The organism is Roseibium aquae (assembly GCF_008711285.1).
In the GTDB taxonomy this organism is placed as follows: domain Bacteria; phylum Pseudomonadota; class Alphaproteobacteria; order Rhizobiales; family Stappiaceae; genus Roseibium; species Roseibium aquae.
The window spans coordinates 378546-397581 of record NZ_VXDC01000002.1 but is presented as its reverse complement, the minus strand read 5'-3'; the positions used below and the strand labels follow the sequence as shown (position 1 = coordinate 397581).

Below are 19036 nucleotides of genomic sequence, written 5' to 3'. Positions count from 1 at the left end.
AACGGGCATGCGCGTCCAGTTGCCGGCAACACGCAAACGCACGACCACCACCAAGACCACCGCTTAACGGTGCCGCTCGTCCCGAACTCCCCGGGGACGGGGGGTGCCAAAGGCCCGGCTGCAAAGGTTTCGCAGCCAGGAGCTCAGCGGGGAGAGGGATAAGGATCAGGACACATGGGTTATAAGATCGCTGTTGCAGGGGCGACTGGAAACGTCGGCCGCGAAATGCTGGATATTCTTGCGGAACGCGGTTTTCCCGCTGACGAAGTCGTGGCACTTGCCTCGCGCCGCTCGCAGGGCACCGACGTCTCTTTTGGAGACAAGACCCTGAAAGTGCAGGCGATGGAAAACTATGATTTTTCCGATACCGATATTTGCCTGATGTCCGCAGGCGGCACCGTGTCGAAGGATTGGTCTCCAAGGATCGCCGCAAAAGGCTGTGTCGTGATCGACAATTCGTCCGCCTGGCGTTACGACGCGGACGTCCCGCTGATAGTGCCGGAAGTGAACGCCGACGCCATCAAGGGCTTTTCAAAGAAGAACATCATTGCCAACCCGAACTGCTCCACAGCCCAACTGGTTGTTGCCCTGAAGCCTCTGCATGATGTGGCCAGGATCAAGCGTGTGGTCGTTTCGACCTATCAGTCCGTGTCCGGCGGCGGCAAGGAAGCCATGGAAGAGCTGTTCAACCAGACCCGTGCCGTATTCGTGAACGACCCCATCGAACCGAGCAAATTCACCAAGCGGATCGCTTTCAACCTGATCCCGCACATCGACAGTTTTATGGAAGACGGCTACACCAAGGAAGAGTGGAAAGTCCTAGCCGAAACCAAGAAGATACTCGATCCCAAGATCAAGGTCACCTGCACGGCTGTCCGCGTCCCCGTGTTCATCGGCCATTCGGAGAGCGTGAACATCGAGTTCGAAAAGCCGATCACGGCGGACCAGGCCCGGGACATTCTGCGCGAAGCACCGGGGTGCCTGGTGATCGACAAGCATGAAGATGGCGGCTACATCACACCCTATGAAAGCGCCGGTGAGGATGCGACCTACATCTCCCGCATCCGCGAAGACGCAACCGTTGAAAACGGTCTTAACATGTGGGTGGTCTCCGACAACTTGCGCAAGGGCGCGGCGCTCAACACGGTTCAGATCGCCGAGGTTTTGGTGAACCGGGGCCTGATCCAGCCGAAGAAACAGGCTGCCTGACGGTCGGGATCAGCGGGCGGCAAGCCGGCAACGGCTTGCGCCGTAAGCCCATGGCCGTTGGAACACATTTGCCGGCTCCAAGTGGTCGGAAGCGCCCGAAAAAGCTTGCCAGGAGATGCGCGCCGACACGCGCGTCCCCCCTTCTCCTCCTGTCCGGTGACCGCCGGGATGCACCATGATGCTTTATGAAGCCGCAGCGCTGGGCGCCGCAACATGCTGGGCACTCACCGGACTGATTTCGGCCGGACCCTCCGCCGCGCTCGGCGCGCTGGCCTTCAACCGCCTGCGCATGAGCCTCGTGTTCATTGTGCTTGCGCTCTACGTCGCAACGGTCACCGGTTTGGATGCGCTTCCACGGGACATCGCCCTGCCCCTTGCCCTGTCCGGGCTGATTGGAATTTTCCTGGGCGATACGGCGTTGTTTCTGACGCTGAACCGGCTCGGCCCCCGCCGAACAGCTATGGTGTTTTCACTGAACGCACCGATATCCGCCATTCTCGGTTTCGTGTTTCTGCGGGAAACCCTAACCCCCCTCCAGATCGCGGGTATTCTTGTCACCTTTGCGGGAGTGATCCTCGCCATCCGGTTCGGCAAGCGCAAATCCCAGTTGCACCAGTGGGAGAACGTCAAAGGACCGCTATGGATCGGAATTGCCATCGGTCTGATCGCGGCCCTGTCCCAGTCGGCCGGTTCGCTGATTGCCCGCCCGGTCATGGAAACGGGAACCGACCCGATCGCCGCCTCCGCAATTCGGGTTGGTACAGCCGCCCTCTGCCTCTGGCTCTTGTTTCTGGTGCCGCACAGGCAGTTCAAACCTGCGGGTCCCGTAACGCTCAAGCTTGCCGGTATCGTGGGCCTGTCCGGTTTTTTGGGCATGGGCGTGGGCATGACGCTCTTGTTGTTCGCCTTGTCCGGAGGCGAAGTTGGTGTTGTCGCCACGCTTTCAGCGACTACGCCCGCCATTTTGCTGCCACTCATCTGGTGGCGCACGAAGGAGATGCCGGCCCCTGGCGCCTGGGTCGGTGCCGGGCTTGTTCTTGTTGGCAGTGCCTTGCTGTTCGCCGTCTGAGAATTCTCGACACGATTCATTGCAGCGCCAGAACCGCGGCGAAACAGAACCGGCCCTGACGCGCGCACGACAGGGGTTCGGAAACCTCGCGGAACGAGCGTCCAGAGCAAGTTCCGGTCAGGTTGAAACGGTAGCCTCCAGCCTCACCGGCAAAAACAGCTCCAAGCCTGCGCCGGATTAAAACCGCTCAGCTCTGAGAACTTGACAGTCGGTGACGCTGACGACCCCGATATGGTTTTTCACCACCTTGAACGCCGCTTCCAACAAGTCGTGAAGCCGTTCCTCGCGAATGATGCAGATAACGGCGACCATGCCTCCCGCCCGCGAGACCTGCCCTTCCCGGCTCCAACGGCCCGAGCGCCCGGTTCCTCCCAGGACCGGCAGGACTGTGAAACCCTTGACACCGGCCCTTTCCAGCGCGCTGGTCAGGCGCTCTTCCATCGGCGCCTCGATGATAATTTCAACCCGTTTGGCCGTGTTGGTTTCCATGGCATCAATTCCCAAAAAACGAGGCCAGGCTCAAATAGAGCGGTATGCCGAGCGTGAGGTTGAAGGGAAAGGTCACGCCCAGCGACATGGTGAGATAAACGGAAGGGTTGGCCTGCGGCAAGGCGACCCGCATGGCCGCGGGAACGGCAATGTAGGAGGCGGAGGCCGAAAGGGTCATCAATAGCATGACACCGCCGGTGGAAAGCCCGACCAGCAGGCCGGCAGCAAGGCCAAGCAAGCTGCTGAGGACAGGCATCACGATGCCGAACGAGATGAGACCCGCCGTCAACGTGCCCCGGCTATTCCGCAACCCCCGACCGGCCACCAGTCCCATATCCAGCAGGAACAGGCAAAGAACACCCTTGAAGGGCGCGACAATGAAGCTCTCGATTTCGGCGAGCCCCTCCTTGCCGGTCACCAGACCGATCAGAAAGGAACCGACCAAAAGAACAATGGAACCGTTGAGCAGGATTTCACGCAACAGCCCCTCCCGCTCGGAGCTGTCGGCGACATTTCCCCCGCCGCGGGAGGCGAGCCAGAGCGCGGACAAGATCGCCGGCGCTTCCATTGCGGCGGCAACGGCCACCATGTACCCCTCGCTCAAGATCCCCTGACTCTTCAGGATTGAGGTCGCGGCGACAAAGGTAACGATGGAAATCGACCCGTAGTGGCCCGCAACCGCGGCGGCATCCGTCCTGTTCAAGCGGGTCATCACGCCCAAAAGCGCGAAGGCAATGAGGGGAAGGACGAAGGACAGCACGATCCCGGCGGTCAAGGTCATGAGCAAGGTTGCGTCGATCCCGTGATCGCTCACGGCGACACCACCCTTGTAGCCGATTGCAAACAACAGATAGATCGACAGGCCCTTGGCGATGGCTTCCGGCACACTCAGGTCCGACCGCAACATGGCCGCGGCAAGGCCGAGCACGAAAAACAGGATGATCGGCGACAGCAAATTGTCGGCCGCAAGGCCAAGAATGGTCTCGAGCACGGAACAGACCCCTTCCCCTGGCCGGGGCAACATTGCAAGGGCCAGAGCCCAACCGGCATTCAGTTCCGTTCGTGTTTCGGCCCATATTCGCCGCCCGTCAAGTGCCAAGCCGGTTCATGGCTGAGGCGTCAGGTGGCCATATTCACTTGGTGCGGCGGCTCCGGCTCGTGATCTTCATAAGCATGGCGGATCGTTTCTGGCACAATGCGCCCGCGGCCTTGGGGCCCCGGGTCCAACAGACCCGGACCATAGACTGCCCGGTGTACCGGGACAGGATGGGCGTCAGCGCTCGCATGGGCTGCCTTGTCCAATGCATGATGCGCGGCTGCCTGGTAGGCGCTTACCCCATCCAGAACGTGAGATTCGTAATGATGGGTGTCGACGACGACCGCGGGATCCTGTTCCTGCGGATCGCCGGCCTCCGGCCGCGATGATGTCTCGGATTCGCTGTTTTGCCGCCGATGATCGTCCCGTTCACGGTTTTCGCGATCCGCCGGATACTCTGTCGCGTGCGCCACCAAACTGGCCGCGGGTGGCCGTTCAATAGTGGATGACATTTGGCCCTCCTGGCCTTGGTGTCCAAAGCCGCCTTCTGGCAGCCTATCGAAACAGGTTTGCGAGGAAAAGTTAACAAAGCTTTACGTAAGGTTAATTCCCGTCCCGCTATGACATGACAATGGTCACGGGGGCGCAGTGATCGAGATTGATCGCGCATCATTCGATTGACGGGTGTTTGACGGCGGCATGGCGGTTAAGACATACGCTCATGCGGCAATCCCGCAGTCACGTGCCGGATAGTGTCGCCAAGTGGCCCGGCTCAGAGGTGGAACCGTCAAGCCAGGCCGGCGATTGCATTGGCAAAATCCTTGGCGGAGAAAGGTTCCAGGTCGCCGACCCCCTCGCCGACGCCAATGAAATGCACGGGAAGTCCGTATTTCGCGGCAATGGCCACCAGAATACCGCCGCGAGCCGTACCATCGAGCTTGGTCATCACAAGGCCTGTCACCCCCGCCACATTGCCGAAGATCTCGACCTGATTCAGCGCATTCTGGCCTGTGGTGGCGTCGAGCGTGAGGAGCACGTCATGGGGTGCGTCCGGATCATGCTTTTTGATGACGCGAATGACCTTTTTCAGCTCCTCCATCAACTCCGCCTTGTTCTGAAGACGGCCCGCTGTGTCGATCAACAGGACATCGACGCCCTTCTCTGTGGCTTCCTTCATGGCATCGAAGGCAAGGCCGGCGGCATCGGCCCCAGTGTCCCGGGCAATCACCTCCGCGCCTGTGCGCTCGCCCCAGATCCTCAGCTGCTCCACCGCGGCCGCGCGGAACGTGTCGCCCGCCGCCAGCATGACGGTCTTGCCCTCCGCGCTCAGTTTCTGGCTGAGCTTGCCGATGGTCGTCGTCTTGCCCGTGCCATTCACGCCGACCATCAGAACCACGTGGGGCTTCTTGCCCCGATCCAGATTGAGCGGCTCCGCGACGGGCGTTAGAACCTTCTCGACTTCCTCGGACAAAACGGCCCGGACTTCTTCCGGCGAAATTTCCTTGTTGTAGCGCCCGTCGGACAGGCGGTCCGTGATCGCCATGGCCGTGTCGACGCCCAGGTCGGCCTGGATCAGTATATCCTCCAGCTCTTCGAGCATTGAGGCGTCCAACTTTCGCTTGGTGAAGATCGACGTAATGCCGTCGGTCAGCGCGGAGGACGAGCGAGACAGGCCCCGCTTCAGCTTCTGGAACCAGGAGACCTTTTCACCCACCGGATCTTCGGCAGCGGCAGCGGCTGGAGATGGAGATAGAGATGGGGATGGGATTGAGGCAGGCGCCAGGTCCGCCGGTGCGGGGTCTTCCGGTTCTGCAACCGGTTCAAAGGTCTCGGCTCCGGCCGAATCCTGAAGCACGGGCGCAGGCGCTGCGTCTGCGTCGGCAGGCTCGTTGTCAAAGCGCCGGTTTTCGGGCTCGGTTACTTCGGCTCCAACGGCTTCAGCGGCGGCAACATCATCAGCAACACGGGCAGGATCAGCCTCACCGTTAGGGCGTGGTTCAAGCGTATCAGCTTTGTCTTCCCGCTGAAGCTCTTCATCCGGCCGGGTGAGCGTTTCGTCCGCGCGCGCGTCCTCTTCCTCCGGTCCGCTCTCCTTTCCGCCGAAGAGACGCCCGAAAAACCCGCGCTTTTTTTCGCTCATGAACCTGCCCTGATTCTGCCGGTGGTCTTGGGGCGACCTTACGCCGCCTTGGAAAGAATGTCGCCCATCAGATGGCGCCCGGTATGCCCGGAAATACGCGTTTCCGCAATCTGGCCGGCCACCCCGCCGGACACTTCAACCTGCGTGAACTGCTCGGTCCGGCCGAGGCCTTCCTTCTCGATGAGGACCGCGCGCGTATGACCGATCTCGCCCTGAAGGTGTTTGACGAGCACTTCCTCGCCCTTGGCCCGAAGCCTCGCACCCCGTTCCTTGACAAGGGCCCGGTCGAGCAGGGGCATGCGCGCCGCCGGAGTGCCCGGGCGCGGTGAGAAGGGAAACACATGAAGATGCGTCAGGCCGCACTCATCGACGATGTTCAATGAGTTCAGGAACATCTCCTCCGTTTCGGTCGGAAACCCGGCGATAATGTCGGCGCCGAACACCACATCGGGCCGCAAGCGGCGGACATCCTCGCAAAACTGAATGGTGTCCGCGCGCAGGTGACGGCGTTTCATCCGCTTGAGGATCATGTCGTCCCCAGCCTGCAGCGACAGGTGGAAATGCGGCATCAACCGCTCGTCCTCGGCGATGACCCGCATCAGATCCCCGTCCGCTTCGATGGAATCGATGGAGGACAGACGCAGGCGCTTGAGATCGGGCACGAGCTTAAGGATCTTTGCGGTCAGCGTGCCAAGCCGGGGCGTACCGGGCAGATCGGCACCATACGAGGTGATATCGACGCCGGTCAGCACGATTTCATTGTAGCCGTTTGCGACCAGCCGGGTGATCTGGTCGATCACGACGCCCATGGGCACGGACCTGGAGTTTCCCCGGCCATAAGGAATGATGCAGAAGGTGCAGCGGTGATCGCAGCCGTTTTGCACCTGAACGAAAGCCCGTGCCCGGCCCTCAAGGCCATCGATCAGATGGCCGGCGGTCTCGGTCACACTCATGATGTCGTTGACGCGGACCTTTTCGGTCTCGTCTATGCCGAAGGCCGCCACCTCCTGATAAGCCTTGCGCTGAAGCTTTTCCGTGTTGCCAAGAACCAGATCCACTTCGTCCATGGTGGAAAAGGTCTCGGCCTCCGTCTGGGCTGCGCAGCCAGTCACGATCACCTTGGCGTTCGGGTTGTCACGCTTGGCCTTGCGCACGGCCTGGCGCGCCTGACGGACGGCCTCATTGGTGACAGCGCAGGTGTTGATCAGGATCGCATCCTTCAGGCCACCGGCCTCCGCTTCCCGCTTCATGACTTCCGACTCATAGGCATTGAGCCGGCAGCCGAAAGTGATAACTTCAATGCTCATTCGGCAGCTCCCGCGATTGACGCGTCGCCTGCCTGCGTCTTTTCCCAGGTCAACGTGTCCAGATCGACCTCGCCTTCGAACTCGATTTCCGTAAGGCCCGTCATCAGAACGTGATCGTCCTTTTCCCGCCATTCGATGGTCAACGCCCCGCCCGGAAGATGGATGGTGGACGTCCGCCCGGCCTTTCTGTCACGGGCCGCCGCGACCGCGACGGCGCAGGCTGCGGTGCCGCAGGCCCGCGTCACACCGGCGCCGCGCTCCCAGACCTTCACCCGGATTTCGTTCGGCGCGAAGACATGAGCCAGAGAAATGTTGGCGCCTTCGGGAAACACGGGATGATGCTCCAGAAGCGGCCCGATCGTGCCCAGATCATAGGCCTCGACATCCTTCACCCAGAAGATCGCATGCGGATTGCCCATGGAGACGGCCGCCGGCGTATGCAGGCAAGGCGCGTCAATCGGGCCGATCTGCAACTCGATGGCGCGGGTGTCATGAAATTCTTCCGCCAACGGGATCTGGTCCCAGGCAAGCCGAGGCTTGCCCATGTCCACGGTGATCGTCTGGGGCGCGCCGGTCCGGAAGGCATGCAAGAGGCCGGCCCGCGTCTCGATGGTTGCCGCTTCGAGGCCGTTTTCTTCCATGAGCAAACGGCCGACGCAGCGCGTGGCATTGCCGCACGCATCCACCTGGCTGCCGTCGCGATTGTGAATGCGCATGAAGGCATCTGCGCCAACACCGGAGCGTTCGACGGTGATCATCTGATCGAAACCGATACCGGTATTCCGGTCGCCCAAAGACGCGATCTGCTCGACAGGCAAGGTCAGCGGCACGTCCCGCGCATCCCACACGACGAAATCGTTGCCAAGGCCATTCATCTTCAAAAAGGGTCTGCGCGCGGTGCTCATGTCGTTATATCAATAGGTTTTGAGGTTCTGAGGCGCACGCCGACAGCGATGTGCGATCGTGGTCTTCGTCACCGCTCCACGGCGGGAAGGGCGCCCGACCGGCCCTATATGGCGGAAACCTCGCCAAAATACCAGAGTACGGTGCCAGAGCGCTCCTTCAGAACAGCCATGCGCCCACGTCAAGACGCGCCTATTCGCATGACCGCGCCCGGCCGGACAGCTTCCAGGACAAGCCGCATGTGGGCGGGCGCAACGGCCACGCAGCCCTCCGTCGGCTGATAACCTTCGCGCGCGATGTGAAAGAAGATGGCGCTGCCGCGTCCTTTGACAGCGGGCGCATAATTGCAGCCGAGCACCACCACGATGTCGTAGAGACGATCTTCCCGCCACATGACCTCGTGACTCGCCGGGAAGGGAAGTCGGACCAGACGATTGTAACGCGGATGGCCAGGATCGTCGCACCAGCCGTCGTCGGACTGGATCGGATCGATGGGCAGGCGGGTCCGAGGATGAGGCCCGCGGTCGGCGCGGTAAAAAACGGACAGGAGCGGAAAACTCCCGGCCGGCGTCGCGCCGTCGCCCTCGCGCTTGAACCGGGTGATACCGGACCGGCCCAGCGCACACGGGAACGTGATCGGCCCCACGCCTACGACCCCCCGGGTTCGGCGCCCGGAAAGAGCGCGAACCTCTATCAAATCAGTCATCTTTGCTTTACCTGCGTTTGCCGTGAGCCACCTATATGACGGGCCACGGAACCCATTGATAAACCGCCGCTAACTCCCGCGTGAAGCAGAATTGACGTTGTGCCGCTTGTATGGCGAAAATTTCCCTCGCACACAGACGTGATAGGCCCCATGTGTATTCAGTCCGCTCCGGCGGCTGTTGCAAGAAGTGATTTGGCGAGGACACCTGGCATGACCGCCCGCACCATCCTGATTGTTGATGATGACAATGAACTGCGCGAAGCGCTGGTTGAACAGCTTTCGCTCTACGATGAATTCGAGACCATGCAGGCGGATTCGGCGGCCAATGGCATCAGCATGGCCAAGGACGAACATGTCGATGTGCTGCTCATGGATGTCGGCCTTCCAGACATTGACGGGCGCGAGGCCGTGAAACTGTTGCGCAAGAACGGTTTCAAGGCCCCGATCATCATGCTGACCGGCCATGACGGCGACAGCGACACCATTCTTGGCCTTGAAGCGGGCGCGAACGACTATGTGACAAAGCCGTTCAAATTCGCCGTGCTGCTGGCCCGGATCCGGGCACATCTGCGACAGCACGAGCAAAGCGAAGACGCGACCTTTGCCATTGGCCGCTACTCATTCCGCCCGGCCGCCAAGGTGATGCAGGACGACAAGGGCGGCAAGATCCGCTTGACGGAAAAGGAAACGTCAATTCTGAAGTTCCTGTATCGCGCAGGCGAGAGGCCCGTCACACGGGATATCCTCCTGCACGAGGTTTGGGGTTACAACTCCGGAGTGACGACCCACACGCTGGAAACCCACATCTATCGCCTCCGGCAAAAAATCGAACGCGATCCCTCGAACGCGGAGCTTCTTGTCACAGAAGCCGGTGGATACAAGCTTGTGCCGTAAGCCCAAATAGGCGACATCTTGGACATGAGCCTTGTCCAGGATATCGCGATTCTCAAGAACATCCCCATGCTGGCCGACTTCCAGGACGACCAGCTTCGCCTTCTTGCGTTCAGCGCGGAAAGCCTGGACTACACCGGTGGGCAGACGCTGTTTGACGAAGGCGAGCGTGCCGACGGCGGCTTGGTCGTCGCCGAAGGCACCGTATCCTTGCAAAAGCGCACCGGCGGCGGCTTCGAAGAAGTCGATATCGCGGCGCCAGGGACACTGCTCGGCGAAACCGCGATGCTCGTGGACACCCGGCGCCCCTGCCGCGCTATCGCGCAAACGGATGTGCGGATCATTCGGATCCGGCGCGCGCTCTTCAAGCGAATGATCCAGGAATATCCCGATCTGGCCCGACGCCTGTTCGATGTTCAGGCCCAGCGCTATCAGACGACCGTTCGCGCGCTGGAACCCATTGGCCGGAAAATGGCCGAACTGGAAAAGATCGCGACCCTGAAGGGGCTCCGAGGATCGCAGGACAACTGAGGCGGAGCCTCAGGACCAGGGGCGCTCGTTCGCAAGCTTGGCCTCAAACCCGTCGATCTGGTCTGCTTTGTGCAAGGTCAGGCCGATGTCGTCGAGACCGTTCAGCAGGCAATGCTTGCGGAACGGATCGATGTCGAACCTGATCTCGCCGCCATCCGGTCCCTTGATCACCTGGCTCTCGAGGTCAACCGTCAACGTGGCGTTCGAGCCGCGCTCGGCGTCCTCCATCAGTTTCTCAAGTTCCTCCTCGCTGACCTTGATCGGCAAAATCCCGTTCTTGAAACAGTTATTGTAGAAAATATCGGCGAAACTCGTGGAGATGACGCACCGGATCCCATAGTCCAGCAAGGCCCAAGGTGCATGTTCGCGCGAGGATCCACAGCCGAAATTGTCACCGGCCACCAGGATGTTGGCGTTCCGGTAGGCGGGTTTGTTCAAAACGAACTCGGAATTCTCGGACCCGTCGTCATTGAAGCGCATCTCGAAAAACAGCGAAGCCCCAAGCCCAGTCCGCTTGATGGTTTTCAAAAACTGCTTGGGGATGATCATGTCCGTGTCGATGTTGATGATCGGCATCGGAGCTGCGACCCCGGTGAGCGTCGTGAATTTTTCCATGGCGATTGGTGATCCTCGTTCTTGTTGTTGTGTGCGTCAGGCGGCCAGGCTTTTGGTCTGATCGACGCCCAGCATCAGATTGAGATTTTGAACGGCCGCTCCGGAGGCGCCCTTTCCCAGATTGTCGTAAATGGCGATCAACAGGGCCTGAGCGCGGGCGTCATTGGCAAACACATGCAACCGCAAGCGGTTGGTGCCGTTCAAGGCCTGCGGGTTCAAGTCGTCGCTGCGCTCGATTGCACCAAGCGGCGCGACCTCGACAAACCCGTTGCGCTGTCCGGCGAAGTGGTCCGCGATCGCGGCATGCAATTGGGCGCCGGTGGGAACCTCCGTCAGGCGGTCGAGGCGGAGCGGCACGGCCGTCAGCATGCCCTTGTAGTAATTTCCGACCGCCGGCGCGAACAAGGGCGCTGCAGCGAGCCCGGTATAGGCCGTCATCTCCGGCAAGTGCTTGTGATTGAACCCGAGCGCGTAGGGCGCGAACATATTCGCGGCAGGCCCTTGGCTTTCATAGTCCGCGATCATTCCCTTGCCGCCGCCGGAATAGCCGGAAACGCCGTTCACCGTCACGGGAAAGTCCGCCGGCAGCAGGCCACCGGAAATCAGCGGGCGCAAGCACGCAATCACCCCTTGCGGCCAGCAGCCCGGATTGGACACGCGCTTGGCTTCGGCAATTGTCGCGGCCTGAGAACCGTCCATTTCGGCAAATCCGTAGGCCCAGCCCTCGGCGACCCGATAGGCCGATGACGCGTCGATCACCCGCGTGGTCGCGTTTTCGATGAGCGAGACGCTCTCCCGGGCCGCCTCATCCGGCAAGCAAAGGATCGCGACATCAGCCGCATTCAATAGATCCGCGCGCGCCTTCAGATCCTTTCGCCTGTCTTCCGCAATGGAGAGAAGCTCAATATCGGAACGGCTGGCAAGGCGGTCACGGATCTGCAAACCCGTCGTTCCAGCTTCGCCGTCGATAAATACGCGCGCGACCATGGCCCGCTCCCTCTCCGCTTGTCGGCCTCAGACATGTTCAGGCGCTGGATTTACACCCAAACGGGCGGACTGTCATCGTTTCCTGCCGCGCCTTAAGCTCAACGGGCCATTGAGTGATACTCATCATTGGGGCGCATGTCGACGGCACTGGCCACCCGGTTGGTCATGTTGAAAAAGGCCGCAACCGACGCGATGTCCCAAATATCCCGGTCCGTAAAGCCTTGAACGCGCAGTGCCGCGCGGTCGGCTTCTTCCATGGCTTGCGGGTCCTCGGTGAGCTTGACCGCAAAGTCCAGCATCGCGCGCTGGCGGGGCGGCAGGTCCGCGACCCGATAGTTCATGACCAGCATTTCGCCCAGTTGCGGATCGCCGGACAGCTCACGCACGGCGGCGCCGTGGGCCGTCAAGCAATAAAAGCAACGATTCACGGCAGAAACGGCAACGGCGATCATTTCGCGTTCAAGTTTACTCAGACCAGTTTCCGAAAGCATCAGGTCATTGTACATGTCAGTGAAAGCGCGCAGTTTCGTTTCATCGAAGGCGTAGGCCATGAGCACATTTGGCACCAAACCGAGTTTTTCCTCACACAGCGCGAAATAGGCCTCGGCCTTGTCGCTGAGCGGTTGGCGCCGCTCAAGGTTCAGTGCTGTTGGTTGTTTGCTCATCCCCGGTCCTTCCGTCATGAAAAATCGTGTTTTTCAGGTGATATTATCAGTCTCGCGCGTACTCTCACACCGCATACAGACTTCAGCCGCATTCAAAGGCCAAACAAGGCAAAAAGGGGACGGAAATGCCGGACAAGCACGCACCACAAAAGCACAAGCTGATTGCGGATGTGATTTCGATGTTCGACACCAGCAAGACTGCGGTCCGGGATTTTGCCGAAACGCTCTATGAACGCGGCGCGGCCGAAGACCTCGTCACCTACAGCGCGGAAGAGCTGGCCGAACTTGCGGACCTTGCCTTCGAGGATTTTCAGTCCCGCACGCCCGGCATCCACCGCATTCGTGTTTTCAATCCGCAGCTGAAAGCCAAGGGCGGCAAAGGCGGCAATCTCACGGTTATCGAAATCGTGAACGACAACATGCCGTTCCTGGTTGATTCGGTCATGGATGAACTCCAAGTGCGGAAACTGGACGTCCACCTTGTGCTCCACCCCATTTTTGTCGTCGAGCGCGACGCGAACGGAACGCTGCTGTCCGCCGTAAAGCGTAAAAAAACCGTCAAGCGCACCGACCAGCAGGAAAGTCTCATTCATATCCACGTCGGATGCTTGGACGCGGAAAAGGATCGGGCCGCGTTGCGCGACAGTCTCGATACGGTCTTGAAGGATGTGCGGGCAGCCGTCGAGGACTTCAAACCGATGCGCGAACGCATGGCAGAAGCGATCGATGCCTACAAGACCGCGGAAATCGACCACGGCAATGATGAGCTTTGGGAAGCCATTCATTTTCTGGAGTGGATGGAAAATGACAATTTCATCTTCCTCGGCATGCGCGAGTACAAGTTCGAGGGGGATGTTGAGGACGGTGAGTTGGAGCCGCATGAAGGCACCGGGCTGGGTCTGTTGAGCGACCCGAGCGTCCGGGTCCTGCGCCGGGGCAACGAGTTCGTGCAGATCACACCGGAAGTCCGTGAATTCCTGAAAAAGCCGGAACCCTTGATCATTGCCAAAGCCAATGTGAAAAGCCGCGTTCACCGCCGTGTTCACATGGATTACATCGGCGCCAAGATTTTCGACGACGACGGGCGCATGGTCGGTGAATTGCGGATCGTCGGCCTGTTCGCCTCGACCGCCTACACCGAGCCAACCAGCAAGATCCCGTTCCTGCGCCGCAAGGTCGCCAGTGTCATGGCCCGTTCCGGCTACGATACGGAAAGCCATTCGGGGCGGGCGCTTGCGAACGTCATGGAAGCCTTTCCCCGCGATGAGCTGTTCCAGATCGACCGTGACACCTTGTATTCCTTCGCGATCACCATCCTTCAACTGGACGAGCGCCCGCGGATCCGGGTCCTGCACCGGGCCGACAAGTTCGATCGCTATGTCTCGATCCTGTGTTTCGTGCCCCGCGACCGCTACACCACCGAGGTACGCCTGAACATCGGAACCTATCTGGCAAATGTGTTCGATGGACGGCTTTCGGCCTGGTATGTCACCTATCTCGAGGGGCCGCTGGCCCGAGTGCACTACATCGTCGGCCGGGACAAGGGCAAGACGCCGGTCGCGGATCAGGACGAACTCGAGCGCGCGGTTTCGGATATGGTTCGGACCTGGCCGGACAGCTTGCGCGATGCGTTGAAGGACCGGTTCGATCCGGTCGCCGCACGGGAACTGGCCGACAGGTATGCACTGTCCTTTCATGGCGGCTACAAGGAGGTGTACACGGCCGAGACGGCGCTTTCGGACGTCATGAAGATCGAGACCCTGTCGGAACAGCGGCAAACGGCGATCACGTTCTTCCGCGCGCCGGGCGCCAAGGATACGCGCCTGTCACTCAAGGTGTACAACCGCGGCGCGCCGATTCCCTTGTCTGCGCGGGTGCCGCTCCTGGAAAACATGGGATTCCGGGTCATAAACGAACGGACCTACCGCATCACGCCCACCGACTTTCCGTTGAGCTACCTCCACGAAATGACGTTGGAAGACCGGAACGGGAACGTGATCGATTTCGATGACGCGGTGAAGGAGCGTCTGGAGGGCTTGTTCATGGCCGTTTGGCTCGGCCATGCGGAAAATGACGGCTACAACGGCCTGGTGATGACGGCAGGCCTGGCGTGGCGCGACATCGCAGCGATCCGCGCGCTCTCCAAATATCTGCGTCAGGCCGGGATCCGCTTTTCCGAGGATTACATGTGGTCGACGCTCGGCAACTACCCGCAGATCACCGCAAAACTGGCGGAGCTGTTCCATTTGCGGTTCGATCCGTCCATGTCCCAAGCTGATCGGGACCTCGGGACCGCGCGTCTGGAAAATGAGTTGCAGAGCGCGCTGGAAGAGGTGGCAAGCCTCGACGATGACCGGATCCTGCGCCGGTTTCAGAACACCATCGATTGCATACTAAGGACCAACTTCTTCCAACTCGACGGGACGGGTCACCCCAAACCGACATTCGCCTTCAAGATCGAATCCCGCAAAATCGAGGATCTCCCGGACCCCAAACCTTTCCGGGAAATCTTTGTCTACAGCCCGCGCGTGGAAGGCGTTCACTTGCGCTTCGGCATGGTCGCGCGGGGCGGGTTGCGGTGGTCAGACAGGCCCCAGGACTTCCGGACGGAGGTTCTGGGACTGGTCAAAGCCCAGCAAGTGAAAAACGCGGTGATCGTTCCGGTCGGGGCGAAGGGTGGTTTCGTGCCCAAACGCCTGCCGGATATCAGCAATCGCGAAGCCTGGTTCCAGGAAGGCACGGAAAGCTACAAGGTGTTCATCAACGCTCTGCTGGATGTGACCGACAACCTGGAAGAAGACACTGTCGTCCCGCCACCTGCCGTTCAGCGCTACGACGGCGACGATCCGTATCTTGTGGTCGCCGCCGACAAGGGAACGGCCACCTTTTCCGACACGGCGAACGGCATTTCCGAGGGTCGCGGCTTCTGGCTGGGCGATGCCTTCGCCTCGGGCGGATCAGCCGGGTACGACCACAAGAAGATGGGGATCACCGCGCGCGGTGGCTGGGAGGCGGTAAAACGCCATTTCAGGGAAATGAACCGGGACATTCAAACGCAACCGTTCACGGCAGCCGGTGTCGGCGATATGTCCGGCGATGTCTTCGGCAACGGCATGCTTTTGTCCAAGGCCACAAAACTCGTTGCCGCGTTCGATCACCGGGACATTTTCATTGATCCGGATCCCGATCCGGCGAAATCCTGGGTGGAACGCAAGCGCCTGTTCGAGATGGGCCGCTCGTCCTGGAAGGACTACGACGCCAGCCTGATTTCAGAAGGCGGCGGGGTTTTCTCCAGGGCCGCGAAGTCCATCCCCGTATCGCCGCAAATGCAGGCGCTGCTCGGGCTCACCAGGAAAAGCGCGACCCCGCAGGAACTGATGATGGCGATCCTTCGCATGAAGGTGGACCTGCTCTGGTTCGGCGGAATCGGCACCTATATCCGGGCCACCAGTGAAACGGATGCGGAAGCGGGCGACCGCGCCAACGACCCGATCCGCATCACGGCTCCGGAAGTCGGCGCCAAGGTGATCGGCGAAGGCGCCAACCTGGGGCTCACGCAACTTGCCCGGATCGAGTTCCACAGGCACGGCGGGCGCTGCAATTCCGATGCGATCGACAATTCCGCGGGCGTGAACTCCTCCGACATGGAAGTGAACATCAAGATCGCGCTCGGCGCGGCGACCAAGTCCGGTAAGCTGGATCTTGACGCCCGCAATGCCTTGCTGGCCGAAATGACCGACGAGGTCGCCGATCTCGTGCTGCGCAACAACTACCTGCAAACCTTGGCTCTTTCGATGACAGAACGCTGCGGGATGGAGGATTTTGGCTTCCAGGTCCGAATGATGCGCCAGCTGGAGGCAGCCGGTCTCCTGGACCGCAAGGTCGAGCAGCTTCCCTCCGAAGCGGCCCTGACGGACATGCGCAAGGCGGGACAGTTGCTGAGCCGTGCGGAACTCGGCGTTCTGCTTGCCTATGCCAAGATCACGCTCTACGACGCCCTCCTGGCGAGCACGGTTCCGGATGATACCTATCTCGGCCGCGAACTGTTCCGGTATTTCCCGGACCAGATGGCGGAAACCTATCGCGACGAAATCGAAGGGCACCGTCTGCGCAGGGAAATCATCGCGACGATGCTGGCCAATTCCATGATTAACCGCGGCGGACCAACCTTCCTCACGCGTCTGTTGGATCAGACCGGAGCAACGACAACGGACATCGCCCAGTGTTTCGTCGCCGTGCGCAACAGCTTCGACCTGACCGACCTGAATGGCGAGATCGACCTTCTGGATACGAAGATCGACGGAGCACTTCAGCTCGAGCTCTATTGCCGGGTTCAGGACCTGTTGTTGCAGCGCGTGGTCTGGTTCAAGCGAAATGTCTCTTTCGAACAGGGGATTGCGTCCGTCGTCGATCGATTCCGGGGCGGGATCATCAATTTGCGGGATCACCTGTCCGATGCCATGAACCCTGACCAAACCGGAGAACTTGTTCAGGTGCGCGACCGGTATGTCGAGGCCGGTGTCCCAGAAGCCTTGGCGCACCGGCTGGCGTGGCTGCCGGCGGAGACCGCGATCCCGGACATCATCATGGTTGCCGAGGAAACCCAAGCCGACCTTCTGAAGACCGCGCAGGCCTTTTTCGAAGTCGCGGCGTTTTTCAGCATTGATTCCATGCATCAACTCGCCGAGCGCTTCGAGATCCGGGACTACTATGACGGATTGGCGCTTGACCGGGCCAAGGCAACCCTTGTCGCGGCTCACCGGGATGTCTGTTCGCAGGCGATCAAAGCGGGCGGTTTCGAGCGCTGGCTGGCGGCCCATGAGCGGACAGTTGAGCGCACCACCCGAACCGTGAAGGAAATCCTCGACGGAGATCTCAGCGTCTCGAAATTTTCGGTTGCCGCAAGCCTGCTGGCCGAAGCGACCCGCTGAAACGGACAGGACGCCGGGCCCGAGCACCGGGCCCGGAACACCCGGCTCCACACACCGGGTCATGGCACTGCGGGGCGGGCACCGTCCTGACACGGACCTGCCCATGCTGCTTGGCCCGGCTCAGCAAGCGGTCTAGAGTTTTGGGCGACCTCGCTCAATCCTATGTCCGGGACCTTCATGACCACTTCATCAACCACTGACTCTCGTGCCGCCGGGCGGCCCGCGCTCGCGGCCTGGGCACTTTTCGATTGGGCCGCGCAACCCTTTTTCACACTGGTCACTACCTTTGTGTTCGCGCCCTATTTCGCGTCGGCGCTTGCGGCAACACCGGCAGAAGGGCAGGCCCTATGGGGATATGCAACCGCAGCGGCCGGCCTGACCATCGCCTTTCTGGCCCCGGTACTGGGCTCCATTGCGGATGCGACAGGTCACCGCAAACCCTGGATTTTCGGCTTCTCCATTCCATTCGTGCTCGCCTGTTGGGGTCTTTGGTATGCCGCACCGGACGCACCGAATGGCATCCTGATCGCCCTGGTCGCCTTTGCGGTCGGCACGCTTGCCATCGAGTTCGCGACCGTTTTCAACAACGCCATGATGCCGGATCTCGTGCCACCGGCGCGGATTGGCCGGTTGTCCGGCGCGGGTTGGGCGGTTGGCTATGCGGGCGGTCTGGTGAGCCTGGTCCTCGCGTTGGGGTTCATGGCCGCCGACCCGGAGACCGGGCGCACCCTTCTTGGGTTCGAACCGCTTTTCGGCCTTGATCCGAGCATGCGGGAAGGCGACAGGGCCGCTGGCCCGTTTTCCGCGCTTTGGTACCTGCTATTCGTTTTGCCACTGTTTCTATTGGTGCCAGATGCGCCGAAAAAGGCGCGTCTTGGCCCAGCCACCCGCCAAGGCATTCGGAGCCTGGCGGATAACCTCCGGCACGCCCGAAGGAACCGGCAGGTGTTTGTCTTTCTGCTGGCGAACATGGCCTATAAAGACGGTTTGGTAGCGCTGTTCGCGTTCGGCGGGATTTATGCGGCCGGCCAACTGGGCTGGGGTTCCGTCCAGATCGGGACCTTCGGCATACTTCTTACCATCACAGGCACGGCGGGCGCCATCCTTGGCGGCTGGATGGATGACCGGTTCGGGCCGAAGCTCGTCCTGCTTGCCGCTCTCAGTCTCTTGATCATCTGCGGGATCGGACTGGTGTCCGTCGACCGGGATACAATCCTTTTCGTTCTGGCCGTGCCCCCCTCCGAAGGAGGGATGTTTTCTTCCCTGCCCGAGCAAATGTTTCTGGTTTTGGGCGGTTTGATCGGGGTCGCAGCCGGACCGCTTCAATCCGCCTCCCGGAGTCTACTTGTGCGCCTCGCGCCAAAGGAGCGAATGACGCAGTTTTTCGGCCTTCTGGCTCTTTCGGGCAAGGTTACAAGCTTTCTCGCTCCGCTGACCGTGGGTTTGGTCACCGCACTGACAAACAGCCAGGCGGCGGGCATGTCCGCCATCCTGGCTTTTTTCATTGTTGGCGCTGTGCTGCTGACCCGCGTCCGGCAACCCCAGATCTAGCGAAAT

Annotated in this window: 16 protein-coding genes; 6 read left to right on the top strand and 10 right to left on the bottom strand. The window is 60.8% G+C overall.

The window, feature by feature from the left end:
- Positions 1-174 precede the first annotated feature (174 nt).
- Together F0184_RS05570 and F0184_RS05565 are read left to right on the top strand one after the other, a co-directional pair.
- Positions 175-1209: an aspartate-semialdehyde dehydrogenase gene (locus F0184_RS05570; protein WP_150495156.1), complete on the top strand. Its 1035-nt coding sequence runs from the start codon at positions 175-177 to the stop codon at positions 1207-1209.
- A gap of 175 nt (positions 1210-1384) precedes the next feature.
- The gene (locus F0184_RS05565; protein WP_150495155.1) at positions 1385-2278 is read left to right on the top strand and encodes a DMT family transporter; all 894 of its coding nucleotides are present in this window, start codon (positions 1385-1387) and stop codon (positions 2276-2278) included.
- Positions 2279-2455: 177 nt separating this feature from the next.
- Here F0184_RS05565 and F0184_RS05560 read toward each other — a convergent pair whose 3' ends face one another.
- From F0184_RS05560 to F0184_RS05530, 7 genes are all read right to left on the bottom strand, one after another.
- Entirely contained in the window at positions 2456-2767 is a 312-nt protein-coding gene (locus F0184_RS05560; RefSeq protein WP_150495154.1) for a DUF190 domain-containing protein, read from the bottom strand.
- 4 nt (positions 2768-2771) lie between these two features.
- Positions 2772-3758 (bottom strand): sodium-dependent bicarbonate transport family permease, encoded by a 987-nt coding sequence (locus F0184_RS05555; protein ID WP_244298973.1) that lies wholly within the window; start codon positions 3756-3758, stop codon positions 2772-2774.
- Between the two features lie 128 nt (positions 3759-3886).
- A complete protein-coding gene (locus tag F0184_RS05550) occupies positions 3887-4315 on the bottom strand; it encodes a hypothetical protein (RefSeq protein ID WP_150495152.1) in 429 nt (142 codons plus the stop codon).
- A gap of 275 nt (positions 4316-4590) precedes the next feature.
- Complete coding sequence (gene ftsY, locus F0184_RS05545) at positions 4591-5943, bottom strand: signal recognition particle-docking protein FtsY (protein ID WP_150495151.1); 1353 nt, start codon at positions 5941-5943, stop codon at positions 4591-4593.
- Positions 5944-5981: 38 nt separating this feature from the next.
- Positions 5982-7250 carry a tRNA (N(6)-L-threonylcarbamoyladenosine(37)-C(2))-methylthiotransferase MtaB gene (mtaB, locus tag F0184_RS05540; RefSeq protein WP_150495150.1) on the bottom strand — a complete coding sequence of 423 codons (1269 nt, stop codon included), beginning with the start codon at positions 7248-7250 and terminating at the stop codon, positions 5982-5984.
- Positions 7247-8155: a diaminopimelate epimerase gene (gene dapF / locus F0184_RS05535; RefSeq protein ID WP_150495149.1), complete on the bottom strand. Its 909-nt coding sequence runs from the start codon at positions 8153-8155 to the stop codon at positions 7247-7249. The genes mtaB and dapF overlap by 4 nt, the downstream gene beginning before the upstream one ends.
- Positions 8156-8334: 179 nt before the next feature.
- Entirely contained in the window at positions 8335-8859 is a 525-nt protein-coding gene (locus tag F0184_RS05530; RefSeq protein WP_150495148.1) for a L,D-transpeptidase family protein, read from the bottom strand.
- 210 nt (positions 8860-9069) lie between these two features.
- Between F0184_RS05530 and F0184_RS05525 the strand changes: the two genes are divergently transcribed.
- Both F0184_RS05525 and F0184_RS05520 read left to right on the top strand, forming a co-directional pair.
- The gene (locus F0184_RS05525) at positions 9070-9753 is read left to right on the top strand and encodes a response regulator transcription factor (protein WP_150495147.1); all 684 of its coding nucleotides are present in this window, start codon (positions 9070-9072) and stop codon (positions 9751-9753) included.
- 24 nt (positions 9754-9777) lie between these two features.
- A complete protein-coding gene (locus tag F0184_RS05520) occupies positions 9778-10281 on the top strand; it encodes a Crp/Fnr family transcriptional regulator (protein WP_150495146.1) in 504 nt (167 codons plus the stop codon).
- A gap of 9 nt (positions 10282-10290) precedes the next feature.
- On the opposite strand, the gene leuD is transcribed toward F0184_RS05520, so the two are convergent.
- The 3 genes from leuD to F0184_RS05505 form a co-directional block, all read right to left on the bottom strand.
- The gene (gene leuD / locus F0184_RS05515) at positions 10291-10896 is read right to left on the bottom strand and encodes a 3-isopropylmalate dehydratase small subunit (RefSeq protein WP_150495145.1); all 606 of its coding nucleotides are present in this window, start codon (positions 10894-10896) and stop codon (positions 10291-10293) included.
- 36 nt (positions 10897-10932) lie between these two features.
- Positions 10933-11883 (bottom strand): N-acetyl-gamma-glutamyl-phosphate reductase, encoded by a 951-nt coding sequence (gene argC, locus F0184_RS05510; RefSeq protein WP_150495144.1) that lies wholly within the window; start codon positions 11881-11883, stop codon positions 10933-10935.
- A gap of 98 nt (positions 11884-11981) precedes the next feature.
- The gene (locus tag F0184_RS05505) at positions 11982-12548 is read right to left on the bottom strand and encodes a peroxidase-related enzyme (RefSeq protein WP_150495143.1); all 567 of its coding nucleotides are present in this window, start codon (positions 12546-12548) and stop codon (positions 11982-11984) included.
- Positions 12549-12673: 125 nt separating this feature from the next.
- Here F0184_RS05505 and F0184_RS05500 point away from each other — a divergent pair, with 125 nt between their 5' ends.
- Entirely contained in the window at positions 12674-17479 is a 4806-nt protein-coding gene (locus F0184_RS05500) for an NAD-glutamate dehydrogenase (protein WP_150495142.1), read from the top strand.
- Between the two features lie 177 nt (positions 17480-17656).
- Complete coding sequence (locus tag F0184_RS05495; RefSeq protein WP_206668302.1) at positions 17657-19030, top strand: MFS transporter; 1374 nt, start codon at positions 17657-17659, stop codon at positions 19028-19030.
- The last annotated feature ends 6 nt before the right edge of the window (positions 19031-19036 follow it).

Bases quoted from the DNA above. Each gene is read 5' to 3' on its own strand.
- F0184_RS05570 (WP_150495156.1), top strand. From the start codon at position 175: ATGGGTTATAAGATCGCTGTTGCAGGGGCGACTGGAAACGTCGGCCGC.
- F0184_RS05565 (WP_150495155.1), top strand. From the start codon at position 1,385: ATGATGCTTTATGAAGCCGCAGCGCTGGGCGCCGCAACATGCTGGGCA.
- F0184_RS05560 (WP_150495154.1), bottom strand. From the start codon at position 2,767: ATGGAAACCAACACGGCCAAACGGGTTGAAATTATCATCGAGGCGCCG.
- F0184_RS05550 (WP_150495152.1), bottom strand. From the start codon at position 4,315: ATGTCATCCACTATTGAACGGCCACCCGCGGCCAGTTTGGTGGCGCAC.
- ftsY (WP_150495151.1), bottom strand. From the start codon at position 5,943: ATGAGCGAAAAAAAGCGCGGGTTTTTCGGGCGTCTCTTCGGCGGAAAG.
- mtaB (WP_150495150.1), bottom strand. From the start codon at position 7,250: ATGAGCATTGAAGTTATCACTTTCGGCTGCCGGCTCAATGCCTATGAG.
- dapF (WP_150495149.1), bottom strand. From the start codon at position 8,155: ATGAGCACCGCGCGCAGACCCTTTTTGAAGATGAATGGCCTTGGCAAC.
- F0184_RS05530 (WP_150495148.1), bottom strand. From the start codon at position 8,859: ATGACTGATTTGATAGAGGTTCGCGCTCTTTCCGGGCGCCGAACCCGG.
- F0184_RS05525 (WP_150495147.1), top strand. From the start codon at position 9,070: ATGACCGCCCGCACCATCCTGATTGTTGATGATGACAATGAACTGCGC.
- F0184_RS05520 (WP_150495146.1), top strand. From the start codon at position 9,778: ATGAGCCTTGTCCAGGATATCGCGATTCTCAAGAACATCCCCATGCTG.
- leuD (WP_150495145.1), bottom strand. From the start codon at position 10,896: ATGGAAAAATTCACGACGCTCACCGGGGTCGCAGCTCCGATGCCGATC.
- argC (WP_150495144.1), bottom strand. From the start codon at position 11,883: ATGGTCGCGCGCGTATTTATCGACGGCGAAGCTGGAACGACGGGTTTG.
- F0184_RS05505 (WP_150495143.1), bottom strand. From the start codon at position 12,548: ATGAGCAAACAACCAACAGCACTGAACCTTGAGCGGCGCCAACCGCTC.
- F0184_RS05500 (WP_150495142.1), top strand. From the start codon at position 12,674: ATGCCGGACAAGCACGCACCACAAAAGCACAAGCTGATTGCGGATGTG.
- F0184_RS05495 (WP_206668302.1), top strand. From the start codon at position 17,657: ATGACCACTTCATCAACCACTGACTCTCGTGCCGCCGGGCGGCCCGCG.